16 protein-coding genes are annotated in these 21052 nt (G+C 65.0%); 9 read left to right on the top strand and 7 right to left on the bottom strand.

Translation table 11 applies throughout. The annotated features are described in order from the left end of the window. Positions 1 to 47 precede the first annotated feature (47 nt). Both CH292_RS03240 and CH292_RS03235 read right to left on the bottom strand, forming a co-directional pair. Complete coding sequence (locus CH292_RS03240) at positions 48 to 1256, bottom strand: hypothetical protein (RefSeq protein WP_094653983.1); 1209 nt, start codon at positions 1254 to 1256, stop codon at positions 48 to 50. Next, positions 1253 to 2008, bottom strand: a complete 756-nt coding sequence (locus CH292_RS03235; RefSeq protein ID WP_026347677.1) for a crotonase/enoyl-CoA hydratase family protein — start codon at positions 2006 to 2008, stop codon at positions 1253 to 1255. Before CH292_RS03235 ends, CH292_RS03240 begins: the two co-directional genes overlap by 4 nt. Positions 2009 to 2068: 60 nt before the next feature. Between CH292_RS03235 and CH292_RS03230 the strand changes: the two genes are divergently transcribed. Beyond that, entirely contained in the window at positions 2069 to 2797 is a 729-nt protein-coding gene (locus CH292_RS03230; RefSeq protein WP_094626367.1) for a TetR/AcrR family transcriptional regulator, read from the top strand. Then, positions 2794 to 4419 carry an acyl-CoA dehydrogenase family protein gene (locus CH292_RS03225; protein WP_094653982.1) on the top strand — a complete coding sequence of 542 codons (1626 nt, stop codon included), beginning with the start codon at positions 2794 to 2796 and terminating at the stop codon, positions 4417 to 4419. The genes CH292_RS03230 and CH292_RS03225 overlap by 4 nt, the downstream gene beginning before the upstream one ends. Before the next feature lie 3 nt (positions 4420 to 4422). Here CH292_RS03225 and CH292_RS03220 read toward each other — a convergent pair whose 3' ends face one another. From CH292_RS03220 to pgi, 3 genes are all read right to left on the bottom strand, one after another. Continuing rightward, a complete protein-coding gene (locus CH292_RS03220) occupies positions 4423 to 5370 on the bottom strand; it encodes a type IV toxin-antitoxin system AbiEi family antitoxin domain-containing protein (RefSeq protein WP_094653981.1) in 948 nt (315 codons plus the stop codon). Positions 5371 to 5473: 103 nt separating this feature from the next. Then, a complete protein-coding gene (locus CH292_RS03215) occupies positions 5474 to 6430 on the bottom strand; it encodes a hypothetical protein (protein WP_094653980.1) in 957 nt (318 codons plus the stop codon). Positions 6431 to 6547: 117 nt separating this feature from the next. Continuing rightward, entirely contained in the window at positions 6548 to 8197 is a 1650-nt protein-coding gene (gene pgi / locus CH292_RS03210) for a glucose-6-phosphate isomerase (protein WP_094653979.1), read from the bottom strand. 81 nt (positions 8198 to 8278) lie between these two features. On the opposite strand from pgi, the gene CH292_RS03205 reads away from it, so the two are divergent. Continuing rightward, entirely contained in the window at positions 8279 to 9730 is a 1452-nt protein-coding gene (locus CH292_RS03205; RefSeq protein ID WP_094653978.1) for an NAD-dependent succinate-semialdehyde dehydrogenase, read from the top strand. 98 nt (positions 9731 to 9828) lie between these two features. On the opposite strand, the gene CH292_RS03200 is transcribed toward CH292_RS03205, so the two are convergent. After that, positions 9829 to 10119 (bottom strand): chorismate mutase, encoded by a 291-nt coding sequence (locus CH292_RS03200; RefSeq protein WP_019664463.1) that lies wholly within the window; start codon positions 10117 to 10119, stop codon positions 9829 to 9831. Between the two features lie 386 nt (positions 10120 to 10505). Between CH292_RS03200 and pcrA the strand changes: the two genes are divergently transcribed. Then, on the top strand, positions 10506 to 12974 hold the full coding sequence (pcrA, locus tag CH292_RS03195; protein WP_094653977.1) for a DNA helicase PcrA: 2469 nt from the start codon (positions 10506 to 10508) through the stop codon (positions 12972 to 12974). 86 nt (positions 12975 to 13060) lie between these two features. Here the strand turns inward: pcrA and CH292_RS03190 are convergent, their stop codons facing one another. Beyond that, positions 13061 to 14164 carry a M23 family metallopeptidase gene (locus CH292_RS03190; RefSeq protein WP_094653976.1) on the bottom strand — a complete coding sequence of 368 codons (1104 nt, stop codon included), beginning with the start codon at positions 14162 to 14164 and terminating at the stop codon, positions 13061 to 13063. Between the two features lie 265 nt (positions 14165 to 14429). Between CH292_RS03190 and CH292_RS03185 the strand changes: the two genes are divergently transcribed. The 5 genes from CH292_RS03185 (at position 14430) to sfnG (ending at position 20961) form a co-directional block, all read left to right on the top strand. Then, complete coding sequence (locus tag CH292_RS03185; protein ID WP_256977896.1) at positions 14430 to 16238, top strand: hypothetical protein; 1809 nt, start codon at positions 14430 to 14432, stop codon at positions 16236 to 16238. Between the two features lie 147 nt (positions 16239 to 16385). Then, positions 16386 to 17549, top strand: a complete 1164-nt coding sequence (sucC, locus tag CH292_RS03180; protein ID WP_019664467.1) for an ADP-forming succinate--CoA ligase subunit beta — start codon at positions 16386 to 16388, stop codon at positions 17547 to 17549. 8 nt (positions 17550 to 17557) lie between these two features. Further along, positions 17558 to 18469, top strand: coding sequence for a succinate--CoA ligase subunit alpha (sucD, locus tag CH292_RS03175; protein ID WP_019664468.1), 912 nt, complete (start codon positions 17558 to 17560; stop codon positions 18467 to 18469). A 133-nt stretch (positions 18470 to 18602) separates the two neighbouring features. Beyond that, positions 18603 to 19829 carry an acyl-CoA dehydrogenase family protein gene (locus CH292_RS03170; RefSeq protein WP_051127747.1) on the top strand — a complete coding sequence of 409 codons (1227 nt, stop codon included), beginning with the start codon at positions 18603 to 18605 and terminating at the stop codon, positions 19827 to 19829. Between the two features lie 19 nt (positions 19830 to 19848). Next, on the top strand, positions 19849 to 20961 hold the full coding sequence (sfnG, locus tag CH292_RS03165; protein ID WP_094653974.1) for a dimethylsulfone monooxygenase SfnG: 1113 nt from the start codon (positions 19849 to 19851) through the stop codon (positions 20959 to 20961). Positions 20962 to 21052 lie beyond the last annotated feature (91 nt).

The raw sequence follows: 21052 nt of genomic DNA, 5'->3' as shown, positions 1-21052 counted from the left end.
CGGTACGAGCCGTGACGACCCCCTGCTACCACCAAATTCTCGGTGGTTCACCACGGCGTGGCGTTCAGACCTCGCCGGGCCAACACCTGGGCCGCGACCTCACCGAGAACAGTCGCGTATCGAGGCTCGGTACCGACGAGTGACAGCGTCGAACGGTTGTCGAGGAAGGACACGTAGGCCGAGACCGCAGTCGTGGTGCGTGCACGTCCGGCTCGTGGGTGAACAGCGCGCGTCGCGACGCTCGATGCGCGGTGCCCGCCGATCGATGCCACTGCCGCCGGGATGTCGCCGATGTTCGAGCACAGCACCCGAGCAGTTCCGGGCGCCGCCGTCAGTGCAGCGGCACGACGATCGGACAGCAGTTGCACCACCTCGGCAGGAAACCCACCGGGAGCACTGGCGGGACGGGAGAACGCGCTCTTGGTGGCCTGCTTGATCCCGTCGACGGTATCGGTCACCGACAGGTTCAGGGTTGCCATTCCGATGCGGTTCGTGCCGCCTCCGGTGGTCCGAAAGGGAACGTTGATGCGGATCGGTTGCGGCTCACCCAGTTCGGCGGCGATCTCCGTGACGACGGAAATGAACTCCGAGTTTGTCAGGACCGCCTCGACGTCGAAGGTTGCGCTGCTGCAGACGATCTCGTGTGTCGTCACGGCTCGCGACACTCGACGGTAGTGGGTCAGCTCGCGTCGGGACGCCTTCTCGAACGCCAATCGTGCCGCGGCACGCACGGATGCCGGCGCCACCCGTCTCACCAGAGACACCGCGTCCATCACATCCGACGTTCGGCGCGGGGCAGGCTCGGGTGCAGTGCCTTCGAACGCCACTCCGGCTGCTGCCACCAGTCCGGCAGCGTCGGCCAGGGTATGTGAACACGCCAATGACATGACGGTGCCGCCGGCGTCCGTGGTCGCCACCGCCATCCGCCAACCGGGTCCGAACTCCGGGTCGAGGTCCACGTCGGCCTGTCGGTCGGCCCAGTCGAGGATCTCGGAGGTCTTGATCGGCGAGGGTTCGAAGGCCAGCGGATAGGAGTGCGCCGCCTCGACCCAGCGTCGACGTGCGCCGGGAACTCTGGGGCTGACTATTCGTCGGCCCAGACGTCCGAGACTCAGGTTGGCGTGGACGGCAGCGAAGTCGACTCGGTCGACCGCGTCGTCGCTACGCCAAATACCCTGCAGTGCAATGGGTAAGCCGTAACCCCTGTGTGTTCTGAGGAAGATCTCGTCGACGACGGACAGTCGGCCCGGAGTCAACGCCCGTGTCTTCCCGCGCCCGACGCGAAGTGCTGTGCACCGCTGAGTGCATCTGCGGCCATCGAGATGGCGCCGTGCCGGAATTCGTTCACGATGGCCGCCTCCTCGTCGAGTCCGTCCTGCTCGAGCAGGGACAACCGATCCTCCCGCATGCAGGTCTGTGGCAGCAAGGCCAGTTCCGCTGCGAGTGCTTCGGCCTCGGAGCGGGCACGCCCGACAGGAACGACACGGTTGGCGAGACCGATGGCGAGGGCTTCCTCGGCGTCGACGGCGCGACCGGTGAGGATCAGATCCATGGCGCGCGACGTGCCGATCAACCGAGGAAGACGCACGGTACCGCCGTCGATCAGCGGAACGCCCCACCGCCGGCAGAAGACTCCGAAAGTGCTGTCGTCCTCGATGATTCGGAGGTCGCACCACAGAGCGAGTTCGAGACCGCCGGCAACCGCGTACCCGGAGACAGCGGCGATGACGGGCTTGGACAGGCGCATACGCGTCGGGCCCATCGGTCCGTCGCCGTGTTCGGTGGCGTGGTTGGAGCGTTCGGTGCCGAGCGCTTTGAGGTCTGCACCGGAACAAAAAGTTCCGCCCTCGCCCCACAGGACCGCAACTGCGGCCGTGTCGTCGGCGTCGAACTCCTCGAATGCGCTGACCAACTGCTCCGCAGTGGGACCGTCGACGGCGTTTCTCGCCTCCGGCCTCGACAGGACGACGGTGGTGACGGGCCCCGAGCGTTCGATCCTCACTGGCATGACTCGACCGTACTCGAGAGGGCTTGCCTGAAGCAATGAATCAGTGCTTCACTTCTTGGCATGCCCTACCGACGGACCTCCGCCGTACAAGCACGAATCGACGCCGGACGAGAGAAACTGTTCGACGCCGCCGTCGAGGTGCTGTCCTCACAGGGCTACCGAGGGCTGTCCATCGCGTCCGTGGCCGCAGCTGCGGGAGTGTCGGCGGGAAGCGTCTACACGCACTTCGACAGCAAGTCCGACCTCGTCGTCGCGATCTTCCGCACCGTCTGTGGACGGGAAGTTCAGGCCGTCGTCGACGCAGCCGGCGCGAGTGGAGCCCGCGGAATGAGCAATTCAGGCGCGAGTGGAGCCCGCGGAATGAGCAATTCAGGCGCGAGTGGAGCCCGCGGAATGAGCAATTCAGGCGCGAGTGGAGCCCGCGGAATGAGCCGAACGGGGTCAGGGAGCGTCGTGGAACGGGTCACGGCGATCGTCGAGACCTTCGCCGGGCGCGCGATGAAGAACCGCACCATGGCCTACGCGCTGCTGGCCGAGCCCGTCGACCCAGCCGTCGACGCCGAGCGTCTGGTGTTCCGCCGCAGCTTCGCCGCGGCGATCGGCGATGCCGTGGCCGACGGCATCGCGGCGGGGGACATCCCCGAGCAGAACGTCGAGATCGCTGCCGCGGCCCTCGTCGGAGCGGTGGGGGAAGTGCTCGTCGGCCCGTTGAGTCCGGACCGCACCGACACCGCCGACGTGATTCCGGATCTCGTTGCTTTCGCCCTGCGATCGTTAGGAGTGTCATGACCTTCCCAGCTACCCACACAGTCTTCAACCAGGTCCCCGATCTGCTTCCGTACGACACGTCCGACGACGCGTCGCTGCTCGAGGGTCTGCGCCGCGAGGGGGGCGGGTGGGCCGAGGACGAGGTTCGGCAGCTCGGAGCTCGTGCGGGAAGCGTCGAGGCCCAGGAGTGGGGACGCCTCGCGAACGAGAACCCGCCTGTCCTGCGCACGCACGACAGGTACGGCAATCGAGTCGACGAGGTCGAGTTCCATCCGCACTGGCACGATCTGATGAACGTCGCGATCGAGAACGGACTGCACGCGACGCCGTGGCAGGACGCCCGGCCCGGGGCGCACGTCGCCCGGGCGGCGAAGTTCTACGCGTGGGGCCAGGCCGACGCCGGCCACATGTGCCCCATCTCGATGACCTACGCGGCCGTACCCGCGTTGCGGCACAACCCGGACCTGGCTAAGACGTACGAACCGCTGTTGGCATCGACCCACTACGATTTCGGGCTCCGCATTCCCACCGACAAGCGCGGTCTGACCGCGGGGATGTCGATGACCGAGAAGCAAGGCGGCTCGGACGTCCGGTCGGGAACGACCACCGCGACGCCGTCCGCGGACGGCACGTACACGATGGTCGGACACAAATGGTTCACGTCCGCGCCGATGTCGGACATGTTCCTGACCTTGGCGCAGGCACCAGGCGGGCTGTCCTGTTTCCTGCTGCCGCGCGTACTGCCCGACGGCTCCCTCAACCGCATCCAGGTGCAACGGCTCAAGGACAAGCTGGGCAACAAGTCCAATGCGTCCGGTGAGCTCGAATACCTGGGTGCCACAGGGTGGCTCGTCGGCGATGAAGGCCGGGGTGTGAAGACGATCATCGAGATGGTCAACATGACCCGCCTCGACTGCGTCATCGGTTCCGCTGCAGGAATGCGCAATGCCGCCGTTCGAGCGGTGCATCATGCTCGCCACCGCTCCGCCTTCGGTGCCGCCCTGATCGAGCAACCGTTGATGCGGAATGTGTTGTCGGACCTGATCGTGGAATCGGAGGCCGCGACAGCGGCAATGATCCGCCTGGCCGGAGCGACCGACCGGTCCGCGCGTGGAGACACGCAGGAGACCGAATTGCGCCGAATCACGTTGGCCATCACCAAGTACTGGGTGTGCAAGCGTGCACCGTCCCACGCGGCCGAGGCGTTGGAATGTCTGGGCGGCAACGGGTACGTCGAGGAATCCGGTATGCCGAGACTGTTCCGTGAATCCCCGCTGATGTCGATCTGGGAAGGGTCGGGCAACGTCGCAGCACTGGATTCCCTTCGCGCACTGGCCAAGCAACCCGACGTGGTGGAGGCGTACTTCACCGAGGTCACGTCGGCAGCGGGGGCGGATTCTCGTCTGGACGACGCCATCGCGCGCGTGGGCAAGGAGCTCGCGGACAGCACCGACATGGAGTACAGGGCACGCCGAGTGGTCGAACTCATGGCACTGGTGTTCCAGGGTTCGCTGCTGGTGCGGCACGGTGATCCCGCGGTGGCCGACGCATTCTGCGCGAGCCGGCTGGGAGAAGACTGGGGAGGAGCATTCGGGACCCTGCCTACGGGACTGGACACCGCGGCGATAGTGGCCCGAATCTGAGGGTTACTTCGAGGTGGAGCTGTAGTGGCCCAAGGGTATTCGATTCGATGCGGCCTGCACGAACGCTCGGGCGATCCGGTCGGTGAATTCTCGCGGCGTGGACAGGTCCTCCCAGTCCCACTGCACCACCGTCCATCCGAGCTGTTCCATTCGATGTCGCTCGCGTCGACCATCGATGTCCGTCAGCACCGGATCTGCGCCGTACACCCCTTCACCCTCGTAGCGTCCGACGACTCCTTGATCCGGGTACAGGAACGGAGCACTTCCGACGTACCCGCCCACCTCGTCGTACACGGACTGCCTCAGCAACGGAGGTGGTAGCGGCAGCGTGTCCAACAACATCCTGCTGCGCGTTTCACCGGTGCTCTGACTGCGGCTCGACATCGACTGCACCGCCTGGCGTGCCTTGGCGATCCCGGTTCGGTTCCGGGCGTCGGTGAGCGCACCCTGAAGTTCCTGATGGGTGGTGAGCCCGGCGCGCATCGCGTAGTCGCCGATACAGACAGCCGGATGCAGTGGAAGCGACCGAGCCAGGTCCACGATCGTTCGAGTCGGCGCGGTGACCGGAAACCCGTCTCGCTCGGTCAGATCCGTGGGCGGAAGCGGCGACCCGTGCAGCACTCGCTGGCGCCCCTTCTTGCCCGCGTAGGACCGCGCAATGGTGAACGTGACCTTGTCCAGCGGAATGTCCCACGTTTCCATGCGATGCAGAACCGCCGCCGACACATGACTGAACACCGCGTCGGTGCTCGACTCCGCATAGATCGCCTCGGCGAGCACAGCATGGCGGCGATGCGCGTCGAGCCGTCGATAGACGTCCGCGCGCACGAAATAACCGCGCCGGATGGTGACGATCTCCCCGCTGGCACGGCCGCGTCGCAGATCGTCGTCGGTGTACCCCCGTGCAAGCGCCTCGGTGCGTGAGAACATCCTCTGCTGATCGAAGTCCATACTGAATTGGACGCACCGGAGGTCCGTTCGGTTCACTCCGGGCAAATCCACCCACCTGTTGTGAGTTTTCAGACCCACTCAACGCACAACAGGTGGGTGAATTTCAGGGTCGGTACGGGGGAAGCGGTTCGGCTCGAAATGTCCCCTCGGGTTCCGGCATTCGCGCTCCACGAGCAAGCATCCGTCGGACCCGTTCGGTCAGCGCGTCCGGTTGCGCAAGATCACGCCAGCTCGCCCGCGCGAACGGCCATCCAGCGTCGCGGATGCGGTTCTCACGGTCCTTCTCGGCAAGCACGCTTGCCCGCGTGTCGGCCGCGTTCACGCCGTACTTGTCGGCCCCGTCGAACTCGAAGCATCCCCACGGGCCGGTGAACAAGAAGTCCGTTCGGCCCAGGAACGTGCCGCCGGCGTCGTACACCGATTGATTGAGAAGGGGAGTGAACCCGGCGTCGACGAGAATCAACCGGGTGCGGGATTCGCCGACGCTGTCGCTGCGATCGGTCATCGCGGCTACGGCCCGGACGGCGTTCTGGATACCGGTGCGGTGCCGTGCGCTGTAGAGAGCCTCGTCCAGTTCGGTCCTGGTGACGAGGCCTCGACGCAACGCCGAGTCGCCCACGCACACCGACTGTTCGAACGTCGTGGATCGCGCAATGTCCACCACCGTCCGGGCTGGGGTGGTGAGCGAAAGTCCTTGAAAGACTGTGCTTTCCGAGTCCGACAGTGTCGAACCGTGCACGATTCGGCGCCGGCCCTTCCTCGCAGTGATGGTGCGTCCGGTCGTCGAGTGGACGTGCGCGAGGGGCAGCGCCCAGACATCCATTCCCCACGCAATTGCCGCCGACTGGTGGCTCAGAACCACCGGGGCTTCGTGAGCAATCGCGCGCGCGAGCAGTAGATGCTGCTGCTCGGAATTCAAGGTGACGAAGAACGCTGCCGACACGAACGCGCCCGGCCGGACCGCGATCAGTTCACCGCGCAACCGCGCGTGCCGCAGTTGACCGTCGGTGACGCCCGATGCCAGCGCGTCGGAGCGAAAGAGCAGGCCCTCGAAGTCCATACCTACTTGGACGCGACGGAGGCAGGCTCGGTTCAGTCAGGTCGGCAAATTCACCCACCTGTTGTGAGCTCCGGGGCCCTCGCAACGCACAACAGGTGGGTGGATTCGGAAACAGTGCTACTTGGTGCGACCCCGCTGATCGCGGTACCAGCGCACGAGTGCGTCGGTCGACGAATCGCTCTGCGGTGCAGGGGCATCGGCGTCGGTCAGGACGGGCGTCAGTTCCAGCGCCTGGGTCTTGCCCAGCTCCACACCCCACTGATCGAACGAGTCGACACCCCACACGACGCCTTCGACGAACACCTGATGCTCGTACAGCGCGATCAGCTGCCCGACCACCGACGGCGTCAGCTTCGGGGCGAGGATCGAGGTGGACGGACGGTTGCCGGGCATGACCTTGTGCGGAACGACGTCGGCGGCCGTACCTTCGGCGGCGATTTCGTCGGCGGTCTTGCCGAATGCCAGAACCTTGGTCTGCGCGAAGAAGTTGCTCATCAGCAGGTCGTGCATGGACCCGGTGCCGTCACGCGTGGGGAGGTCGTCGGTGGGCTCGGCGAATCCGATGAAGTCAGCGGGAATCAACCGTGTGCCCTGGTGCAGCAGCTGGTAGAACGCGTGCTGCCCGTTGGTGCCCGGCTCACCCCAGAAGATCTCACCGGTCGACGTGGTGACGGGGGTGCCGTCGGCCTTGACGGACTTGCCGTTGGATTCCATCGTCAGCTGCTGGAGGTAGGCCGGGAAACGAGACAGGTCGTTGGAGTACGGCAACACAGCTCGGGTCTCCGAGCCGAAGAAGTTGCTGTACCAGAGCCCGATCAGGCCGAGCAGTGCAGGCGCGTTGCGCTCGAGAGGCGTCGTGCGGAAGTGCTCGTCGATCTGGTGGAAGCCGTCGAGGAATTCGCCGAACGCCTCCTTGCCGGTGACGGCCATGACCGACAGGCCGATCGCGGAGTCCACCGAGTACCGGCCGCCGACCCAGTCCCAGAACCCGAACATGTTGGCCGTGTCGATGCCGAACTCCGACACCCGCTCCGCGTTGGTCGAGACCGCGACGAAGTGCTTGGACACGGCGTCGTCGCCCAGTGCGTCGACGAGCCACCGCCTGGCCGCCGTGGCATTGGTCAGCGTCTCCAGAGTGGAGAACGTCTTGGACGCCACGATGAACAGGGTCGTGGCCGGATCGAGCCCGTCGAGAGCAGCAACCAGATCGGCAGGGTCGACGTTGGAGACGAACTTGGCGGAGATGCCGGCGTCGGCGTAGTGGCGCAGCGCGTCGTACACCATGACGGGGCCGAGATCGCTGCCGCCGATGCCGATGTTGACGACGGTGGAGATCTTGGATCCGGTTGCGCCGACCCACTCGCCCGACCGGACTCGATCGGTGAAATCACCCATACGCGTGAGGACTTCGTGCACATCGGCGACGACGTTCTGGCCGTCGACCTCGAGGGTCGCGTCCGCGGGCAGGCGAAGGGCGGTGTGCAGTACCGCGCGGTCCTCGGAGGTGTTGATGTGGGCACCCGAGAACATCGCGTCGCGACGGCCTTCGACGTCGGCCGCTCGCGCGAGTTCGACCAGAAGCGAGACGGTCTCGGAATTCACGATGTGCTTGCTGTAATCGATGTGAAGATCACCCGCGGCGAGAGTGAACGTTCGTCCTCGATCGTCGTCCGCAGCGAACAGCTCGCGGAGCGTCGTGGCTCCGAGTGCGTCGTGGTGTGCCTTCAGGTTCTTCCAGGCTTCCGTGCCCGTGATGTCGACGCTCATATCGACCTACTTTAGTGCCGAGCGCCTCGCTGTGCGCGCCTTCCTCGTTTGTCGCGGCCCCGGCACGGGCACACTCGGAGCATGGAGATCAACGCACTCATCAAATCCATTTCACCGAAACTGTGGATCGGCGGTCGGCCGGTCGACGCGGAGAACGGCGCAACGTTCGACGTCGTCGATCCCGCCACCGGCACACCCTTCGCGAAGGTCGCCGACGCAAGTCCGGCCGACGCGAAGAAGGCAATCGACGCCGCTGCATCGGCGCAGAAGTCCTGGGCGAAGACCCCCGCGCGTGAACGCGCCGAGCTCCTACGCGCAGCCTTCGAGAAGATCACCGAACGAGCGGACGACGTCGCGGCGATCATGACCAAGGAAATGGGCAAGGCGCTCGCCGAGTCCAAGGCCGAGGTCAAGTACGGTGCCGAGTTCTTCCGGTGGTTCGCCGAGGAAGCGGTGCGCATCGAAGGCCGATTCACACCCGCACCGGCAGGCAACGGCCGCATCCTGGTCACCAAGGTGCCCGTCGGGCCGGTCCTGGCCATCACGCCGTGGAATTTTCCGCTGGCCATGGGCACGCGCAAGATCGGGCCGGCGCTCGCAGCCGGGTGCACCATCATCGTCAAGCCCGCAGGCGAGACGCCGTTGACGATGCTGTTCCTCGCTCAGCTCCTCGCCGAGGTGGGACTGCCCGACGGGGTTCTCTCGGTCATCACCTCGTCGAAATCCAGTGCGGTCAGCGCTCCCATCCTCGAAGACCCGAGACTGCGCAAACTCACCTTCACCGGATCGACCGAAGTGGGCCGAAAGCTCGTCGAACAGTCCGCAGGCGGACTGCTGCGCACGTCGATGGAGCTGGGTGGTAACGCACCGTTCGTCGTCTTCGACGACGCCGACATCGACGCGGCCGTCGACGGCGCCATGCTGGCCAAGATGCGCAACGGCGGCGAGGCATGCACCGCCGCCAACCGGCTCCACGTGGCCAACAGCGTGCGCGAGGAATTCACCACCAAATTCGTCGCCAAGATGAAGGAAATGACGCTCGGTGCGGGCCTCGACCCGGACACCAAGCTCGGACCCCTGATCAACGCAGACCAGCTGAGCAAGGTGCAGGAACTCGTCGACGACGCAGTCGAAGCAGGTGCGACAGTTGCCCTCGGCGGCAAAGCACCAGGAGGCGACGGCTACTTCTACCCGGCAACGGTGCTGACCGACGTCCCGGCGAACGCCAGGATCCTGAAGGAAGAAGTCTTCGGTCCGGTCGCCCCCATCGTCGGGTTCGACACCGAGGAAGAAGGAATCGACGCGGCCAACGACACCGAATTCGGATTGGCGTCGTACATCTACACCCGCGGCCTCGACCGCGCACTACGAGTCGCCGACGCCATCGACAGCGGAATGGTGGGCGTCAACCGCGGAGTCATCTCGGACGCGGCCGCACCGTTCGGTGGAGTGAAGGATTCAGGCTTCGGCCGCGAAGGCGGAAGCGAAGGCATCGAGGAGTACCTGGAAACCAAGTACATCGCCCTGACCTAGACAGTCGGGCCGGAGCCCCGGTGGAACCGAATGTACCGTTCGGTCACTCCAAGTGACCGAACGGTACATTCGCTCCCGAAAAGTCAGCTCGCGAAAGGTCAGCGGCCGAGACGCCCGCGGCCGAGACGGAGCAGCAGCATGGCGAGGGTGTGGCCTTCCTGGCCGAGGCTGCTGAAGCGGTCCAGCACCTTCATTTCGCGGCTGTGCACCATGCGCGGACCGCCCGAGGCCATGCGAGTACGGCCGATGAGCTGGGAAACTTCGCTGCGACGCTGAATTGCCGCAAGAATTTCGGAATCGAGGCGGTCGATCTCCTGACGCAAGGAATCGATCTCAGCCTCGGACGTCGGCACTGCGCTCTCGGTCTCGATCTTGGTCGTGGATGCCATTATTTCTCCTCGTGTCACAAGTTTGGATCGTTGCCCTGCTCGTCACCGTTACGTCCTTGGGTGATTCGTGGACGCTCCGCTCCAGAGACGGGCTGATGTGGTATGAGTCACATCGAATGCCCCGGGGAAGCCTCGTGTCTGGACTTCCGGGCGCACCTTCCTATGGACAGGCTCCGCCGGCGAGAGCCGAAGAATCGGCTGCACAGAGGGGGTGGCGACGAACGGCTATTTCGATCACCGATCCAGTGTGCCACCTCTGTGCAGTCCTGAAAAGTCGGTCGACGGGCTGAATGTCTGCATTGCTCTCGGTCGGCAGAACGGGGCTGGCGGCGCCTGTCAGGTTCGGGTAAAGGACTGTCGGAGCCCGCCGGTAACCTGGGCAGGCGATGAACACGAACCTCACTGCGGTACCAGCCCCCGGAAAATCCAGGTCCGAAACGCTGTTGGAGGGTCTCAACCCGCAGCAGCGTCAGGCCGTCGTGCATTCGGGGTCTCCGCTGTTGATCGTTGCAGGCGCCGGGTCGGGGAAAACTGCGGTGCTCACTCGCCGTATTGCGTATCTGCTTGCCGAGCGCGGCGTGGGGCCCGGCCAGGTTCTGGCCATCACGTTCACCAACAAGGCCGCCGCCGAGATGCGTGAGCGCGTCGCGGGACTCGTCGGTCCGCGTGCCAACAGCATGTGGGTTTCGACGTTCCACTCGAGCTGTGTGCGGATCCTGCGCAATCAGGCGTCGTTGCTGCCCGGCCTCAACTCCAACTTCTCGATCTACGACGCCGACGACTCGCGTCGCCTGCTGACGATGATCTCGAAGGATCTGCAGATCGACACCAAGAAGTTCTCGGCGAGATTGCTCTCGACGGCGATCTCCAATCTCAAGAACGAGCTCATCGGGCCCGAGGACGCAGCCGCGGACGCGGAGAAGCAGATGGTGGAGCTCCCGAAGCTCGTCGCCCAGGTCTACGGCATCTATCAGCAGAGACTCCGGGCGGCCAACGCCATGGACTTCGACGACCTCATCGGTGAAACCGTCGGTCTGCTGCAGGCCTTTCCTCAGGTCGCGGAGTACTACCGTCGACGGTTCCGGCACGTCCTGGTCGACGAGTACCAGGACACCAACCACGCGCAGTACATGCTCGTACGGGAACTGGTGGGTCGTGAGGACTCCGACGGTGCCCTCGAGGGCGCGGTCGCTCCCGGTGAGCTCTGCGTCGTCGGTGACGCGGATCAGTCGATCTACGCGTTCCGCGGCGCGACCATCCGCAACATCGAGGAATTCGAGCGCGACTACCCCGACGCCACCACCATCCTGCTCGAGCAGAACTACCGGTCGACCCAGAACATTCTGTCGGCCGCCAACTCCGTCATCTCGCGCAACACCGGCAGGCGGGACAAGAAGCTGTGGACGGACTCCGGCGAGGGTGAGCTCATCGTCGGGTACGTCGCGGACAACGAGCACGACGAGGCGTCGTTCGTGGCGTCGGAGATCGACCGTCTGGTCGACAACCACGACGTCCGCTACGACGAGGTGGCGGTCTTCTACCGCACCAACAACTCGTCACGTGCGCTGGAGGAGATCTTCATCAGGCTCGGCCTGCCGTACAAGGTGGTGGGCGGTGTCCGCTTCTACGAGCGCAAGGAAGTCCGCGACATGGTCGCGTACCTGCGGGTGCTGTCCAACGAGGACGACACGGTCAGCATGCGACGCATTCTCAACACTCCGCGCCGGGGAATCGGCGACCGCGCCGAGGCATGCGTGGCCGTTCACGCCGAGCAGCGGGACATCAGTTTCTCCAAAGCTCTGCACGACGCCGCCGACGGCAAGGTTGCGTTGCTCAACTCGCGCTCGCAGAAGCTCATCGCGCAGTTCCTGGAACTGCTGGACGAACTCCGGGATGTGCTGGGCACCACCGACGACGACGGCAACGACATCGCCGATATCGGTGACGTGGTCGAGGCTGTTTTGGACCGCACGGGATACCGCGCCGAACTGGAGGCGAGCAGTGATCCTCAGGACGGTGCTCGTCTGGACAACCTCAACGAGCTCGTCAGCGTGGCACGGGAATTCACGTCCGAGGCGCGTAACCTCGCCGCTCTCGATGCCGATGCCGAAACCGAAGCAGACTCCGACGACGAGGTGGACGTCGAGGAAGGCACTCCCGAGCCGGGCTCCCTCGCTGCGTTTCTCGAGCGGGTGTCACTTGTCGCGGACACCGATCAGATTCCAGATTCCGGCACCGGCGTCGTCACCCTGATGACGCTGCACACGGCCAAGGGCCTCGAATTCCCGGTGGTCTTCGTGACCGGCTGGGAGGACGGCCAATTCCCGCACATGCGTGCGCTCGGCGACCCAGCGGAGTTGTCCGAGGAACGACGCCTTGCCTACGTGGGCATCACGCGTGCGCGTCACCGTCTGTACGTCACTCGCGCCATCATGCGGTCCGCCTGGGGGCAGCCGATCAACAACCCGGAATCACGATTCCTCCAGGAGATTCCGCAGTCCCTCATCGACTGGAAGCGGGAAGACCCCGGCGTCGGCGGACGGTCGATCGGCGGCGGCCGCGCCCGGCCGGGTGGATTCGGGGGCGGCGGTTTCGGTGGTGGTGGCTTCGGCGGCGGAGGGGGATTCGGAGACCGACGCGGGCAGCAGTCGTCGCCGAGTTTCGGTGCCGCACGCGCACGCAACAACACTCTCGTGCTCGCGGTGGGAGACCGGGTGAATCACGACAAGTACGGTCTCGGAACGGTTCTGGAATCCACGGGCTCGGGCACGTCGGCCATGGTTCTCGTGGATTTCGGTACGTCGGGGCGAGTGAAGATGATGCTCATCGGCGGCGTTCCGATGACCAAGCTCTGAGTAGTGGAACAGCCGCGCACCGAGAAATCGGTGTGCGGCTGTACGTTTCACCGGACCGGTAGCCCGGGAAGAGGGAGCTGAAGTTCTCAGTCCATCTCGGGTCCGAGGCCGATGCCTCGGGACGCGAGCCAGGGGAGAGGATCGATCTTGTTCTCGCCGGGGAGGTGCACCTCGAAGTGGAGGTGAGGGCCGGTGGAGAAGCCGCGGTTGCCCATGCGAGCGATCTGGTCGCCTGCCATGACTTCCTGGCCGACGCTGACCGTGGCACTGTCGATGTGTCCGTAGACGGTGATGGTGCCGTCTACGTGCTGCAGGCGAACCCACATGCCGAAGCCGGACGCGGGGCCTGCATCGATGACCTTGCCGTCGGCGACCGCGAGGATCGGAGTTCCGATGGCGTTCGCAATGTCGACGCCTGCGTGCAGAACGCCCCAGCGCTGACCGAAGTTGGAGGTGTACGTCCCGAGCGCGGGGAGTACGAACAGTGGCCGTCGAGCAGCAGCCTCGCGTGCGGCGCGCTCTTCGCTGAACCGCTGGCCCTTGGCGAGCAGGTCGTTGAACTGGCTCAGATCCACCGGGTTGGCCACGTTGAGGATTTGCGGGGCCGACGAGGGGGCAACGTCCGTTGTGGTGTCAGCGGCGAAACCGGCGGCCTGCGGGACGGCAGTCGCTGCGATGCCGGGGGCTGCGGGTGCTGCACCGGCAGCGAGTGCTACTTCCTCGGAAGTGCTCGGTGTCGCGGGACCATGATCGATGACCGCCTGCCCTGCTGCAACCACGGCACCGGCGGCGACGGCGAGAACCGCTGCACGCCCCTTCAGTGCGGTGGGAGGCGTCGGGATGCGGTGAGCACCGCGTCGACGAGACACGGCGATCTCGTCCGCTGCGATGACGTCTGCGGAAGGCACGGAAACGACGGAAGGCCCTGCCGGAACCTCGACATCGGGAGTGCTGTGCAGCTCGCTGTCGTGGTAGCTCTCGGCAGAGCCGTAATTGCTGGCGAAGTAGTCGTAGCCGTTGGCCTGGAGATCCGACGCGGCCTGGAGGTCCGACGCGGCCTGGAGGTCCGACGATTGGTAACTGTCGGCTTCCCAGCTGGTCTGGGTCGAGTACACCGTGGGTGCGGTTTCAACAGCCGCGGCCGGTTTGACGAACCGACTGGTGGTGAAGGACGCGCGGTGTTGCGACAAGACCCTGCGACCTCCGTTCCGTGATCTGCTCGTGACTTAAGACTCGGCAGACGGTAACGAAACGATTGCAGGGCGCGCAAGTTAATCGGCTTCTCGGCGGGCATATGTGAGATGGCTCACAAGCCGAGCAGGGGTTTTGCCGAGATCGCCTGTGATCCCGGACAGCGCTGCAATACCCACGACGCCGTTACCGAAACGCATCCACCGAAATCCTACGGCGCGTGCTCTGCCGTCCATCGTCCACCGACCGATAGCGTCGTCAGGCGTGGCTACTTCTCCGCACGCGTCACCGCAAGTGATCTCCGCACGCTCGCAGGCCGGACCGTCGGCCCGCGGTGCGGCTCTCGCTGCAACCGGGCTTGTCTCGATCGCGGCCCTGCTCGGGCTGGCCTCGATGGCGATGGAGGCCGCCTCGTCGACCTCGGACGGGCCTGGCGCCGGCGTGTTCGCGGCGGAAGTGCTGGCCGTTGCCCCGGTGTTCGTCGTAGCCGTCTTCGCGATCCTCACAGTGCTCGCACGGCCCGCGTCGACGGGCGCGCTCACGGCCGGGTTCGGCGCGATCTCGGCAGGCCTCGCGGTTCTCGACGCGGGACTGCTGGCGTCGCCGATCGACGCGAACAGACTCGAGCTGCTGCGACCGACCACTGCGGAGGCCCTCACGCCTGGTCTCGGCGCGTATGTCGTTCTCGCTGCGCACGCCCTCGCCGCTCTCGCGGGAGTGTTCGGCCTCGTCGCGATCAGCAGGGCGTCGTACGACGACGGCTACGGCATCTCGTCGCGGACCGATTTCACGGGTCGTGCGTCGGCGGTCCGCATCGGGGGTGCACTGTCCGTGGTGGCTGTGCTCGCCGCGATCGCTGCCGCGGCCGCCATGTTCGCGGTTCCCTACGTCTCGACCGACTCCATCGTGCTGATCCGCGCGGTCGTCGAATCTCCGTGGACGACCGCTGTCGGGTCGGGTGTTCTCGCGTGCGCGGTGGTGATCGTCGTGTCGGCGGCACTCGCGTCGATCTCGCCGACGGTTGCTGCAGGCAGCATGCTCGGTGCAGGCCTCGGCATCGCCGGAGTGTTCGGTGCTCGCGTGATCGCCGGCGAGAGCTCGGGCCCGAACATCGGGGTCTCCGCGGGGAGCTGGATCGGCGCCGTGGCCGGTGTCGCGCTGATCGTGGTCGCACTCGTGGCGCTGCCGGCGTCGGCGATACGGGATCGGGCCTCGACAGGCGGTCCCGTCACGAGGGGCGAGCTGGACGGCTCGGCGCACTTCATGCGGTGGCACGCCCTGGCAGGGACCACGGGTGTCCTGGCGGGGGTTCTCGTCGGCGCAAGCGCGTTCCTGCCGGTCCTGGACGTACCCGCCGGGTTGTCGGAACCCGACGTACTTGCCACTCGCGTTGCCCTCGTCGCTGGGTTCGTCCTGGTCGTCGTGTCCATCCCACTGTTCTTCTCGCTGTTCGCGGCGGTCGTCAGGCCAGCTGTCGGCGTGCTGGCCGTTGCCGCAGTCTCCGCGTCGGCAGGAGTGCTGCAGGCGGTGGTTCTCGCCACGGACATCGACGGCGTCGGACTCGGTGTGGGCGGCGCCGCCGCGGCCGTCGGAGCCGTTCTCGCCATGGCGTGCGCCGGTGCCGTGCTGTTGGCGGGCAGCGCCGAGCGCGACGACGTCGACACCTCCGACGTGCGCTCCAACAGAACCGTCGGCGCGGTGGCCCTCGTCGGCGGCGTCGTCACAGCCCTCTCCTTCGCACTCCCGCTCTTCACCGGAACCGATGTCTCCGCGCCGTCGCTCCTCGGCGTTCCCTGGGGTGCCGAAGGGTGGGGATGGGACGCGTGGGGGCAGGCCGCGTCGGCGTCGACGATTCTTCTTGCCGCCCTCGTGGCGTCCAGGTCGCGCCCGGCCCGCGGGGCCGCACTGCTCGTGGGCTGCGTGATCGCGACAATCGTGCATCTGCTCGGTTGGCCGCTGACGATCGGGCGATCGGTGGACGCCTCGGTGGGGGCCGGCCTGCTGGTAGGAGTCCTCGGCGCGGTCATACTTGCTGTGGCAGCACTACTTTCAGCCAACAGCGCTCGCAAGTGAGGTGTAGGACACACCTACCTCGTCGGTGAGATAGACCACATACCATCTGGCCGGGCGTAACGGCGTCGGAGCACGTGGATAAAGTCGGTGATCGGACCCGCTCACACCCCTGGAGCGGGCAGTCAACGTAGACGAGACGGTGAGCTGATGGATCTCTTCGAATACCAGGCGAAGGAATTGTTCGCCAAGCATGGCGTACCCACCTCCGCCGGTCGTGTCACGGACACGGTCGCAGGAGCAACAGAAATTGCCGAAGAAATCGGCAAGCCAGTAATGGTCAAGGCGCAGGTCAAGGTCGGCGGCCGAGGCAAGGCCGGCGGAGTCAAGTACTCCAAGGACGTTGCAGCAGCTACCGAGAACGCGGAGTCGATTCTCGGCCTCGACATCAAGGGCCACGTCGTCAAGAAGCTTCTCGTTGCAGAAGCCTCCGACATCGCCGAGGAGTACTACATCTCCTTCCTGCTCGACCGCACCAACCGCACCTACCTCGCGATGTGTTCGGTCGAAGGTGGAGTCGAAATCGAGGTGACGGCGGAGGAGAACCCCGACGCACTCGCACGTATCCCGGTCGATGCCGTCAAGGGCGTCGACCTTGCTTTTGCTCGTGACATCGCCGAGAAGGGCAAGCTGCCCGCCGAGGTGCTCGACGCCGCTGCGGTGACCATCCAGAAGCTGTGGGAGGTCTTCATCAAGGAAGACGCTCTCCTGGTCGAGGTCAACCCGCTGGTTCGCACCCCGGACGACCAGATCCTCGCCCTCGACGGCAAGGTGACGCTCGACGCCAACGCAGACTTCCGTCAGGCCGGCCACGCCGACTTCGAGGACAAGGACGCTGCCGATCCTCTCGAGGCCAAGGCCAAGGAGAACGACCTCAACTACGTCAAGCTCGACGGACAGGTCGGCATCATCGGTAACGGTGCCGGACTCGTCATGTCGACCCTCGACGTCGTCGCATACGCAGGCGAGGCACACGGTGGCGTCAAGCCCGCCAACTTCCTCGACATCGGTGGCGGCGCCTCGGCAGAGGTCATGGCCGCAGGCCTCGACGTCATCCTCGGCGACGAGCAGGTCAAGAGCGTGTTCGTCAACGTCTTCGGCGGAATCACCGCCTGCGACGCAGTGGCCAACGGCATCGTCGGCGCACTGAAGAAGCTGGGCGACGACGCCAACAAGCCGCTCGTGGTTCGTCTCGACGGCAACAAGGTCGAAGAGGGACGCAAGATTCTCGCCGACGCCGCGCACCCGCTGGTGACGCTCGCCGGAACCATGGATGAAGGCGCCGACAAGGCCGCCGAGCTGGCAGCGAAGTAGAGGAAACCATGTCTATCTTTCTGAACAAGGACAACAAGGTCATCGTCCAGGGCATCACCGGCGGCGAAGGCACCAAGCACACCGCCCTGATGCTCAAGGCAGGCACCAACGTCGTCGGCGGTGTCAACGCACGCAAGGCCGGCACCACGGTCAAGCACGTCGACGCCCAGGGCAACGACATCGAGCTCCCCGTCTTCGGTTCGGTTGCCGAGGCAATCGAGAAGACCGGCGCCGACGTGTCCATCGCGTTCGTTCCGCCCGCATTCTCCAAGGACGCCATCGTCGAAGCGATCGACGCGGAGATCCCGCTGCTCGTCGTCATCACCGAAGGCATCCCCGTGCAGGACTCCGCATACGCGTGGGCCTACAACGTGGAGAAGGGCAAGAAGACCCGCATCATCGGCCCGAACTGCCCCGGAATCATCACCCCCGGTGAAGCTCTCGTCGGCATCACGCCTGCCAACATCTCCGGCACCGGCCCGATCGGCCTGGTCTCGAAGTCCGGCACACTGACCTACCAGATGATGTTCGAGCTCCGCGACTTCGGCTTCTCGACGGCCATCGGCATCGGCGGAGACCCGGTCATCGGCACCACGCACATCGACGCCATCGAGGCATTCGAAGCGGACCCCGAGACCAAGCTCATCGTCATGATCGGTGAAATCGGCGGCGACGCCGAAGAGCGCGCAGCCGATTACATCAAGGCCAACGTCACCAAGCCGGTCGTCGGCTACGTCGCCGGCTTCACCGCTCCCGAAGGCAAGACCATGGGCCACGCAGGCGCCATCGTCTCCGGCTCCTCGGGCACGGCACAGGCGAAGAAGGACGCACTCGAGGCCGCAGGCGTCAAGGTCGGCAAGACGCCGTCCGAAACCGCTGCTCTCGCACGCGAAATCCTGGAATCGCTCTCCGTGAAGTAAGTTCCAGCTCGAACGAAGCCCGCCGGGAGCCAGTGCCGGCGGGCTTTTTCGTTCTGTTTCGGATGTGAAGTTCTCAGAATCATCGTGATGCGAAATGTGTTCATTACTCCGCGTAACAGTTTCACTTGCCCACATGACAACCACGGAAAATCGCAGTGCACTGACCAAGGACTGGCCTGATGCGCCGACGTCCGCCGAGGGCTGGATTGCTCGGGCGGGGGAGGTGGCGCAGCTGCTTGCCGTCGATGCCGTTGCTCGTGACAAGGGCCATCAGGCTCCGCGCGACGAGGTGCAGCTTCTGAAGGATGCTGGGCTCGTCACGTTGCTGGGGCCGGTCGAGCACGGGGGCGGCGGTCAGGATTGGCCGACGGCGTATCAGGTGATTCGTCGTGTCGCGGCGGCCGACGGGTCGATCGGCCAGCTTCTCGGCTACCACCTGCTGTGGTTCTGGGCTGCGCGGCTGGTCGGCACGAAGGAGCAGATCGAGGCAGTCGAGGCCGATGCGACGAAGAACAAGTGGTTCTTCGGTGGCGCCGTCAACCCGCGTGACAACGACGTCGCCGTCACCGACGAGGGCGACACCATCGTCTTCGAGGGCGCGAAGTCCTTCTCGACGGGCAGTCGCGTCTCCGACGTGACCGTGCTCGAAGGCGCTTTGACCGGCAGCGATGCACACGTTTTCGCTATTGTGCCGTCGAACATCGAGGGTTTGACGTTTCACGACGACTGGGACAACATCGGCCAACGCCAGACCGAGAGTGGCAGCGTCACCATCGACAAGGTGCGGGTCGACTGGGCGAGTGCGGCGGGATTCGTGGACAAGCAGTTCCAGCCACGGGTCTACAACACGTTGAACGTGCCGACGATTCAGCTGGTGTTCGTCAACTTCTACCTCGGCATCGCTCGCGGCGCCTTGGAGGAAGCGGCGTCGTACACCAAGGACAAGACGCGTGCGTGGCTGCACAGCACCGTCGACAAGGCGATCGACGAGCCGTACATCATCGACATCTACGGTGACCTGACGTCCAAGCTGTGGGCCGTGGAAGCGCTGGCCGACGCAGTTGCGTTGGAAGCGCAGAAGATCCACGACAACGCGTGGGACGTGACGGCGGAAGAGCGCGGTGATCACGAGGTTCGCGTCGCTGCGGTGAAGGCGCGTGCCACCGAGGTGTCGCTCGAGATCACCTCGACGGTGTTCGAGGCTCTCGGTGCCCGAGCGACGGCGAGCAAATACGGTTTCGATCGCTTCTGGCGCAACGTTCGCACCCACACGCTGCACGATCCGGTCGCATACAAGCGCCGCGAGGTCGGTCGATGGGTTCTGACCGGCGAGTTGCCGCAGCCGACCTGGTACTCGTGAGCATCACCGAAGGAGAACGATGAGTACCGAAAGAATTTCCGACGCCATCAAATTCGCCTACTGGGTGCCCAATGTCAGTGGCGGATTGGTGACCAGCGACATCGAACAGCGCACCAGCTGGGACTACGAGTACAACAAGAAGCTGGCGCAGACCGCGGAGAACAACGGCTTCGAATACGCGCTCAGTCAGGTTCGCTACGAGGCCAGTTACGGCGCCGAGTTCCAACACGAGTCGACGAGCTTCTCCCTCGCGCTGCTGCTTGCCACCGAACGACTGAAAGTCATTGCGGCCGTTCACCCCGGCTTGTGGCAGCCGGCGGTTCTGGCGAAGCTCGGCGCTACGGCGGACCATCTGTCGAACGGCCGTTTTGCGGTCAACGTCGTCAGCGGCTGGTTCAAGGACGAGTTCACGCACCTGGGTGAGCCGTGGCTCGAACACGACGAAAGATACCGTCGCAGTGCCGAATTCCTTCAGGTTCTCCGCAAGATCTGGACCGAGGACGACGTCGACTTCCGTGGTGATTTCTACCGAATCCACGATTTCACGTTGAAACCGAAGCCGTTGAACACTCCGGAACGACCCAACCCGGAACTGTTCCAGGGCGGTAACTCGTCGGCTGCGCAGGAGAACGCCGGTCGATACTCGGATTGGTACTTCAGCAACGGCAAGGATTACGACGGAGTCACCGAGCAACTCGACAACATTCGTCGCGTCGCTCAGGCGAACGATCGTGAGGTCAAGTTCGGTCTCAACGGGTTCATCATCGCGCGCGACACGGAGAAGGAAGCCAAGGACACTCTCCGCGAGATCATCGAGAAGGCCAACAAGCCCGCTGTCGAAGGTTTCAAGGGTGCTGTGCAGCAGGCCGGTTCGTCGACGAAGGACGGCAAGGGCATGTGGGCGGACTCGACGTTCGAGGATCTCGTGCAGTACAACGACGGTTTCGAGAGCCAGCTGATCGGAACTCCCGAACAGGTGGCACATCGCATCGTCGAATACCGCAAGCGAGGGGTCGACCTGATCCTCGGCGGCTTCCTGCACTTCCAGGAAGAGATCGAGTACTTCGGGGCGAAGGTCCTACCGCTCGTGCGTGAACTGGAGTCGTCCCAGGCGCTCGTCGACGCAGGGTGAGAAGGGAGCCTCGCGGCAAGCGGGGCAGTCGAGTCGGGTCCGTAGACTAGCTTGGTCTACGGACCCGTACTCATTTTTTCTATCGAGGAGA

The sequence above is a fragment of the Rhodococcus sp. 14-2470-1a genome, from assembly GCF_002259425.1.
Lineage (GTDB): Bacteria > Actinomycetota > Actinomycetes > Mycobacteriales > Mycobacteriaceae > Rhodococcoides > Rhodococcoides fascians_E.
This window is presented reverse-complemented; position numbering and strand designations above follow the sequence as displayed.